Source organism: Bradyrhizobium sp. UNPF46 (assembly GCF_006658625.1).
GTDB lineage: Bacteria > Pseudomonadota > Alphaproteobacteria > Rhizobiales > Xanthobacteraceae > Bradyrhizobium > Bradyrhizobium nitroreducens.
Genome location: NZ_LFJB01000102.1, coordinates 38,849 through 46,685, shown reverse-complemented (window position 1 = coordinate 46,685; position 7,837 = coordinate 38,849). Strand labels below are relative to the sequence as shown.

General features: G+C 66.0%; 7 protein-coding genes. 2 read left to right on the top strand and 5 right to left on the bottom strand.

Features of this window, described 5'->3' with window-relative positions; genetic code table 11:
- Positions 1-82: 82 nt before the first annotated feature.
- From UNPF46_RS33590 to UNPF46_RS33575, 4 genes are all read right to left on the bottom strand, one after another.
- A complete protein-coding gene (locus tag UNPF46_RS33590; RefSeq protein WP_181770236.1) occupies positions 83-805 on the bottom strand; it encodes a TIGR03809 family protein in 723 nt (240 codons plus the stop codon).
- Positions 806-1,431: 626 nt separating this feature from the next.
- Entirely contained in the window at positions 1,432-3,144 is a 1,713-nt protein-coding gene (locus tag UNPF46_RS33585) for a S8 family serine peptidase (RefSeq protein ID WP_142252934.1), read from the bottom strand.
- Between the two features lie 16 nt (positions 3,145-3,160).
- Positions 3,161-3,856 carry a hypothetical protein gene (locus UNPF46_RS33580; RefSeq protein ID WP_100180222.1) on the bottom strand — a complete coding sequence of 232 codons (696 nt, stop codon included), beginning with the start codon at positions 3,854-3,856 and terminating at the stop codon, positions 3,161-3,163.
- Entirely contained in the window at positions 3,853-4,422 is a 570-nt protein-coding gene (locus UNPF46_RS33575) for a sigma-70 family RNA polymerase sigma factor (protein WP_174719206.1), read from the bottom strand. Before UNPF46_RS33575 ends, UNPF46_RS33580 begins: the two co-directional genes overlap by 4 nt.
- Before the next feature lie 438 nt (positions 4,423-4,860).
- Here UNPF46_RS33575 and UNPF46_RS33570 point away from each other — a divergent pair, with 438 nt between their 5' ends.
- Together UNPF46_RS33570 and UNPF46_RS33565 are read left to right on the top strand one after the other, a co-directional pair.
- Positions 4,861-6,018: a GGDEF domain-containing protein gene (locus UNPF46_RS33570; protein WP_142252933.1), complete on the top strand. Its 1,158-nt coding sequence runs from the start codon at positions 4,861-4,863 to the stop codon at positions 6,016-6,018.
- Positions 6,019-6,081: 63 nt separating this feature from the next.
- On the top strand, positions 6,082-7,185 hold the full coding sequence (locus UNPF46_RS33565; protein ID WP_142252932.1) for a DUF2336 domain-containing protein: 1,104 nt from the start codon (positions 6,082-6,084) through the stop codon (positions 7,183-7,185).
- Positions 7,186-7,196: 11 nt separating this feature from the next.
- Here the strand turns inward: UNPF46_RS33565 and UNPF46_RS33560 are convergent, their stop codons facing one another.
- On the bottom strand, positions 7,197-7,835 hold the full coding sequence (locus tag UNPF46_RS33560; RefSeq protein ID WP_100180226.1) for an NrsF family protein: 639 nt from the start codon (positions 7,833-7,835) through the stop codon (positions 7,197-7,199).
- Positions 7,836-7,837 lie beyond the last annotated feature (2 nt).

Sequence of the window (7,837 nt, the reverse complement as noted above, 5' to 3'; positions counted from 1 at the left end):
TTGAATCAGAACCGAAGCTCTAGATTCTTGTTTTGACGCGTTTTCTTCACGCGAACCGGTGTCCACTTCGCTCGAAAACGCTCTAGAACGCGTTCCTGAGCAGCGGGTACTTGGCTTCCAGGCCGTCGAGGCTGAAGGTGAATTCGACGACGCGCTCCGGGGCCGCGACGATTTCCTCGGCCGGCGGGGCGAATTGCGGCAGGAGCGCTGCCATCGCAGCAGGCGCGGCCTTCGGCGGCTTCGCGGCAGGCGCCGCGAGGGGCGGCCTCACTTCCGGCGCGGTGAACGGCGCCGTGGCCGCAGGCGCGAGCGGCGACCTCACGGCGGGTGCGGTGAGCGGGGCGGCCTTCGTGGCGGGAGCCTTGAGCGGCGGCATCCCGGCAGGCGCGGTGAACGACGCCACCGCTGCGGGCGCGGCAAGCGGCGCGATCGGGGCTTCGGTGATCTCGGCGAGAACGCCCGGCTTCGGATCGAGCCTGACCGGCACGGCGGTCTCGGGGGCGATGTGGACGGCCTTCGGCTGCACGGTCTGCACCTGCGGCTCACGCGGAAACACGCGGGGCATGGCCGCCGGCGACCAGCCGAAGGCGGGCGTCACGCTTGCAGCCGCCTCGGCAACGTCAGCGCCGGTTGCGAGCGCACGCCAGGTCTGGACGGCGCGCTTGGCCTCCTGGATGTTCTCGAGGAATGCGATCTCTGAATGATAACGCCGCCAGCGGCCGGTCTCGAACATTTCGGAGAGGTGCTGCAGCCGCTGCTCGGCGAGAGCGCACCAGCGCGCCGCAACGTCGCGACCAACAGCCACGGCACGAACAGACGTGCAGTCAGATTCTTGGCGAAGTGTCATAAACCAGCCCGTCAGGAGAAAATACGGACGCGGGGACGCAACGCACACGAATCAATTTAGACGTGACATGAATATTTTGTGGAAAAGTTTTGACTTGTCCAGCAACGACACGGCGCACATCGCCAAACACCGTAGTCGTGCGGAGATTTACTGTGTTTTCGAGTCAAGCTTCGCACAAGCATAGCGGACGTGCGGCGTGTTGCCCGAACGATGGCCGTGGACGTCGACGCGACCTTTCAACCGAAAGCTGAGCGCACGCGAAGTTTCAAAGAATCCGACGCCCAGAGCTGCGGGTCCGAGTGAATCACAACCGAAGCTCTGGCCCCTCGTTTCGACGCGTTGTCTTCCCGCAGACCGGAATCCACTTCGCTCGAAAACGCTCTGAAAAGAAAAGACCCGTCCGGGGGGACAACCGGACGGGTCGAGCCATATGGGCGCTTGGGGTGGATGGGCGCTCGCGCCTGATATGACTGATGGGGAGGGATAACCGCTCCCACATAATTTGGTCGTGGCAGCCAGCTGAACGTTCAACGCGGGGTTCGCTTTTTTGAGCTTCGATCTCCCGCGCGTCTTCGACCCAGCCGCTATCGCGTCGCCGGCCTATCCGTCTGAGAAACCGCGGATTTATCGTCCGCACTCGACAGCGAGGGTTGTTCGATCGCGCGGCTATTGGGCTCATCGCGACGCTTCGCGGCATCTTCACGTTTTGTTGTACCGGACGCAGCCGCAACCGGCGTCGTGCTGTCGGCGGGAATAGCCATGACCGCGGCAAATGCATCGGTCTGGCCGTCGCCGAAGAGTTCGTCGCGCCCGGGCGAGCCGAGGTCGCGCGCGGTCTTCGTCAGCGTCGTGCGCAGCGCTTCCGGCTTCAAGGCATAGTTGCGCTCGAGCAGCAACGCCGCGACGCCGGAGACATAGGCGGCCGAGAACGAGGTTCCCGACGTCATCTGGTACTTGCCGTCCGGCGCCGGCAGGAAGATGTCGACGCCGGGGGCGGCGATGGCGATGTAATTGCCGCGGTTGGACGCGCTGAACAACCGGTCCTGCTGGTCGGTCGCGCTGACCGCGATCACGTTCGGATTGGCGGCCGGGTAGAGCGGCGGCGATTTCGCGCCGGCATTGCCGGCAGCGGCAATCAGCACGAGACCTCGCGCGGCGGTCGCCGCGATGGCCCGCTCGATGACCGCGTCCTTCGGGCCGGCAAAGCTCATATTGACGATCTGCGCACCGTGCTCGGCGGCATAATTCAGCGAGCGCAGGATGATGTAGGACGAGCTCTCGGCGCCGCCATTGGCGCCGCCGAAGGCACGGATCGCGATGATGCGGGCCTCGGGCGCGCTGCCCATCAGCCGGGAATGCGCCACGATCGCGCCGGCGATGCCGGTGCCGTGGATGTGCGGCCCCTCGGCGCTACCGAGCGCATCGAAATTGTCCGCGACGGAATTGGCAAGCTCGGGGTGTCCGGCGTCGATGCCGGAGTCGATCACGGCCACCGTGACGTTGGCGCCGTGCGCCAGCGTATGCGCCTGCGGCAGGCGAAGCTTGGCCAGCGCGTATTGCGCGGGATCGCCCTCGCTGAGGGTCGTCGATTTCTGGTCCTGAAGCAGATAGCGGAAGTTCGGCTGGACCGAGCGCACGCTGCCGTCGGCCGCGAATTCCCGCCGCACCGTCTCGGTGGGCCGGCCGTCGGTGATCCGGAACAGGCCGAACGTGGCACCGATCAGCGGGAAATTTTCCGAGGAAATGCGCGTCAAGCCGTGCCGGCGCGCCAGCTCGTCGGCCTCGGCCGGCGACAGCGCACCGTCGATCTCGGCGACGAATTCGTTGGCGAAGCTGGTCGAATTCATCGCGGCCGGCGTATTGCTGCCGCGGCCCTTGCCCGCGCTCTTCTTGCCCGATTTCCCCGTGCCTTCGCCGCCGGCATTCGGCTGCGCCAGGCATTCGCCGTCGGCAGCGCGATAGGGCGCGGTGCAGGCCGGATACAGGTTCGGCGAGTAGCGCGCATAGGGCAGCACCGTCGTCGGCCGGATGCGCGAGGTCGTGGTGTGGGGGATGGCCGCGATGGTGCGCGGGCCGCGATCGACGCTGACCGCGCGCGCGGCGACGTTGGGACTGACGCGCGGGGTGATGTTCGACGAGATGGTCGGCGTTCGCGAGGGCAAGCTGATCGTGGGCGTGCGCATGATCGCCTGCGCCTTAGCGATCTCGACGCCGAGACAGGTGGCGATCAGAAGCGCGGCGCCGACCGACGAAACGTGGGCCCCGGCGCGCAACCTGCTCTTGGACTTGCCCGTCATCGGCTCAGCGGCGCGCCTAGGGCGCCGCGACGGCGAGGTTGACGAACTTCTCGCGCTGCATCTTGCCGAGCAGCGAGGCAAGCTCGTCCTGGCTCAAGGCCCTGTCGAACTGGAGGCGGAACATGCCGCCCTTGGCATCTCCGATGATCGAGGCCTGATAGCTGTCGAGCAGCGCGGTGATGTCGGCGACGCGCGCCTCGGGCGTGAAACGCACCAGTGCGCGCGCCGGTGCGGCGGTTGACCCGAGTTCGCGCGTGATCGGCGCACTGGTCGAGAGCGAGGCGGTCTGGAAGGTCGCGGGCTGCTTCTTCATCAGCACGGCGCCGATGATGCCGGCCTGCAGCACCAGCGCGACGGCGCCAAGGCTGGCCGACCAGGCCAGCGCGCGCGGCGACAGGCTCGCGAAGAAGGTCGCGATGCGCGCCGACAGCGGCAGCGAACCGCTCGCCCGCGCCGGCTCGGCGTCGATCGCGGCGAACAGCTTCTGCATCGCGCGCGCCGACGGAGCGCCCAGGCTCTCGTTCAGATGGATGGTCTCTTCGTACTCGCCGCGGATCGCGGCATATTGCTTCGCCAGAGCCGGATCGCGCGCCAGCGCTTCCTCGACCCGGCGCGCATCGCGCGCGTTCAGGGTGCCGGCCGCGTGCCACGGCAGCAGGAGTTCAATTTCACTGGGCTCTTGCTCCAGCATCTTCTTGCTCAAAGCCATCATGGCCAGCCTCGCTCAACGCCGGCTGCCTTCAGCAGTTCGGCCAGTTTCTTGCGCGCATAGAACAAGCGCGTCTTCACAGTGTTCTCCGGAATGCCGACGATCTCAGCCACCTCTTCCACGGACTTCTCGTGGTAGTAGACGAGATCGACGATTTCCCGGTGGTCCGGCGAGAGGCCGGTCAGACACTCCCGCAACGCTTCACTGGTATCCTTCTTCTGCACCACCGTCTCCGGATCGTCGGACGTATCCTCGATCGCGTTGGCGGCGTCTTCGTCCAGTTCAAAATCCTTTCTGCGCCGGAGCGCAGACAGGGCCTTGAACCGGGTGATTGCCAGCAGCCAGGTGGAAACAGCGGATCGGCCCTCGAACTTGCCGGCTTGACGCCAGACGTCCAGAAACACCTCGCTGATGAGGTCTTCCGCCGCCTGCTCGTCCCGCACGAGCCTCAGCCCGAAACGATACACCCTGACATGGTGCCGCCCGTACAGCACCTGCATGGCGAGCCGGTCACCCTGAGCGATCCTGGCGATGAGGACCTCGTCCGAAGCCGCCTGTGTCACGCTCAATGCCCGTCTCGCAAAGTTGGTCGGGTCGGCACGGCGGACGGTTCGACAGGGGGGGCAAAATTGTTCAGCCTACCGCAGTCATACGGGCGTCTGTGTGATCCACCCCACATACGCGCGCTTTTATTGGCACACCCACGGCGGTCAGCCGCCATCATCCAGATCGGTAACATAGTACTGCAATTCTTCCCTGCGGCATGCCTGTCCGGTACAGGCGGCCCAACCTCGTCCGGTTCCATAGCAGCCCTGCACGACATATGTCTCGCCAAGTCCGAATTAGGCTCGATCGCATCGCAGACTGGTGCCCGGTCCGCCGGCAAATTTCTCCCGCGGGCCCTTCACCTTGTTCCGCGCTGCACGGTTCGGATTCGGTTTCAAAGGATACCAAACCTAAAGGCTTGCCACGTAGATTTTTGCGCTGACACCACCACTGGCGGGACCATGAACACGGCCGCGACGTCCTTTCCCGAGAGGAATGCCGCTGAGGTCGCGGATCTCGTGCTGGCGCCCGAGACGGCCGCCCCCGAAGTCCTGGCGCGCCGGGCCCGGCAGCGCCGCCAGATGTATATCGGCCAGGTGGCGAGCTATTCGCTGGGCGCCTCCGTCCTGCTGCTCTACGCCTATGGCGGCGTGGTCTCGACGGCCGTTCCATCGCTGTTCTGGCTTGGCGGCCTGCTGATCATCGGCACGTTTACCGTGCTGTCGGAAGCCGGCTTCGGTGACCGCTTTGAGGATCACTACCTCACCGTTTTCCAGATCTCGGCGCATATGGCGCTGCAACTGGTGTTCCTGCTCGCCGTGCCGACGATCGGGGTCGCGTTCATCGCCGTGCTGTTCCTGATCTTCGCATTCGGCACGCTGCGGATGACCTCGAGCCAGGCGATGGTCACCTGGGGCCTTGCCACCTGCGGGCTCGCCGTCGTCTTCCTGGGCTCGGACCTGCCGATCGGACTGCCGGTCAGGACCCGCCTGGAGCGAACCGCCTCGATGCTGTGCTTCGTGCTGGTGATCGGCCAGTGCGCCTTCCTCGGCCTGTTCGGCGCCACTCTGCGCAAGATCCTGTACCGGCGCAGCATCGAGCTGAAGGCCGCCTATCAGCGCATCGAGGAACTGGCCGAGCTCGACGAACTCACCGGCTCCTACAATCGCCGCTGCATCATGCGCCTTCTCGACGTCGAGATCGAAAAATCGCGGCAGACGTCGACGCCAATCGCGATCGCGCTGATCGATCTCGACTGGTTCAAGCGCATCAACGACGCCCACGGCCATCCCGTCGGCGACGAGGTGCTACGCACCTTCGCGATCACCATTTTCGCCAACATCCGTCCGGACGATAGCTTCGGCCGCTACGGCGGCGAGGAATTTCTGCTGCTGCTGCCGGACACGTCGGGCGACGCCGCGCTGCGCATGCTCGAACGCTTGCGCAGCATCGTCGCCGATCTCGACTGGAGCGCCTTCTCGCCGGGCATGCGCGTGACCATTTCTGCGGGCGTCGTGACGCTGCGCGAGACCGATACTGCCGACACGTTTCTCGCGCGCGCCGACCGCGCGCTCTATTCCGCCAAGGCGCAAGGGCGCAACCGCATCGCAACGAGCTGACCAATCCATTTCCTCCCGACGTGGCAGCAGCCGCCGCCGGACCGAACGCTCCAGGACAGGGCAATGAGATCCAAATCCGCAAGATCATCCGAGAATCTGCTCGAGGAATTGCAGGCTGCGCTGTCGCACGGCACCGTCGCGCTCCGCGTCGAGACGCTGCGCCGTGTCACTGATCTCTTCGTCGGCAACGCGGTGGACTATTCCGACGACCATATCCGCGTGTTCGACGACGTGTTCCAGTGCCTGATCGAGCAGATCGAGGTTTCAGCCAGGGCGCTGCTCGCCGACCGCCTCGCACCGATCGCGGCCGCGCCTCCGAACATCATCCGCACGCTCGCGCTCGACGAGGTCATCGAGGTCTCGGGCCCCGTGCTGTCGAAATCGGAACGGCTCGACGAGACGACCTTGATCGAGATCGCGCGCACGAGGGGCCAGGCGCATCTCAAGGCGATCTCGCTTCGGCGGGTGCTGTCGGAAGCGCTGACCGACGTGCTGGTCAGCCGCGGCAATGACGATGTGGTGCAGTCGACCGTCGGCAATCCGGGCGCGCGGCTCTCAGAAGGAAGCCTGTCCGACCTCGTCACCCGCGCCGAACGCGACGGCGACCTCGCCGCCTGCATCGGCCTGCGCAAGGACCTGCCGCGTCATCATTATTTGAAGCTGGTCGCGAGAGCCTCCCTGAGCGTGCGCCGCAAGCTCGAGGCTGCGCATCCGGAGCTCGCGGACGAGGTGTCGAGCGTGGTCCAGGAAGTGGCCCAGCGGGTGCGCGCCGCCGCCATGACGAAGCAGACCGAGATGGCGCGGGCGCTGGTGAAGTCGCTGCACGCGGACGGCCGTCTCAACGAATTCCAGGTCACCACCTTTGCCGAGCAAGGCAAGTTCGACGAAACCAATGCGGGGCTTGCCGCGCTCGCCGGCGTCGCGGTCGAGACCGCCGAGACCATGATGATCGAAAGCCGCACCGAGGGCGTCATGATCCTCGCCAAGGTCGCGGGCATGTCCTGGCCGAGCGTGCGCGCCATCATCGCCATGCGCGAGAAGCTCTCGGGCGGCTCGCAGACCGACATGCTGACGCTGCGCGATACTTACGAGGCGCTGCGCTCATCGACCGCGCAGCAGGTGCTGCGCTTCCACCGCATGCAGCAGACCACCACGCCGGCGGCGTAAGACCGCAGCGTCTAGTATCTCAGGACCTTCGAGCCGGCCAACGCGCCCACCGCCGCGACGAACGCCGCCGCGAGCGTGTACCAGGTCGCGACGAACAGGGGTGAATCGTCGGTGCAGTGCGAGGCATAGAGCGTCGCGGCAAGGCCGGCCGACACCAGGCCGGCGAACGCACCGGCCAGCGCGGGCCGCGCAGGCGCGCCATGGCGCAGGCCGAACAGCGCGCCTGCGAGCAGCGGCAATGACATCGCAGGGATCGCAATCAGGCACACCCTGGAATTCTTGCCCACCAGCCGCATCGTCATCGGCATGGCCGGCGCCATCATCGCCTCGCTCCCGATCGCAACCGCAAGCAGCCCGACGGGGAGCAGCAGCAGCCAGGCCCAGCCGCGCATCAAGGCCTCGGGGCGTGACAGATGCAGGCTGACGATGATCGCGGGGATCGCGAGCGACAGCGTGACTGCGAACTTCATGTCGAAGAACGGGTTGCGCATGGCCGTCATCACGTCGGGCCGCACGCCGAGGAAGGTCGCGAAAATCAGGATCGACAAGGGCGCGGCGACCAGCAGCGCCGTGGTCAGCATGGTGCCGACGCGCGGCGCGCGGTGGGCGTTGTCGGCTGCGAGCGAGCGGATCAGTTGATCGGTATCCATGA

Coding starts and splice junctions, on each gene's coding strand:
- UNPF46_RS33585 (WP_142252934.1), bottom strand. CDS start 3,144: ATGACGGGCAAGTCCAAGAGCAGGTTGCGCGCCGGGGCCCACGTTTCG.
- UNPF46_RS33580 (WP_100180222.1), bottom strand. CDS start 3,856: ATGATGGCTTTGAGCAAGAAGATGCTGGAGCAAGAGCCCAGTGAAATT.
- UNPF46_RS33570 (WP_142252933.1), top strand. CDS start 4,861: ATGAACACGGCCGCGACGTCCTTTCCCGAGAGGAATGCCGCTGAGGTC.
- UNPF46_RS33565 (WP_142252932.1), top strand. CDS start 6,082: ATGAGATCCAAATCCGCAAGATCATCCGAGAATCTGCTCGAGGAATTG.
- UNPF46_RS33560 (WP_100180226.1), bottom strand. CDS start 7,835: ATGGATACCGATCAACTGATCCGCTCGCTCGCAGCCGACAACGCCCAC.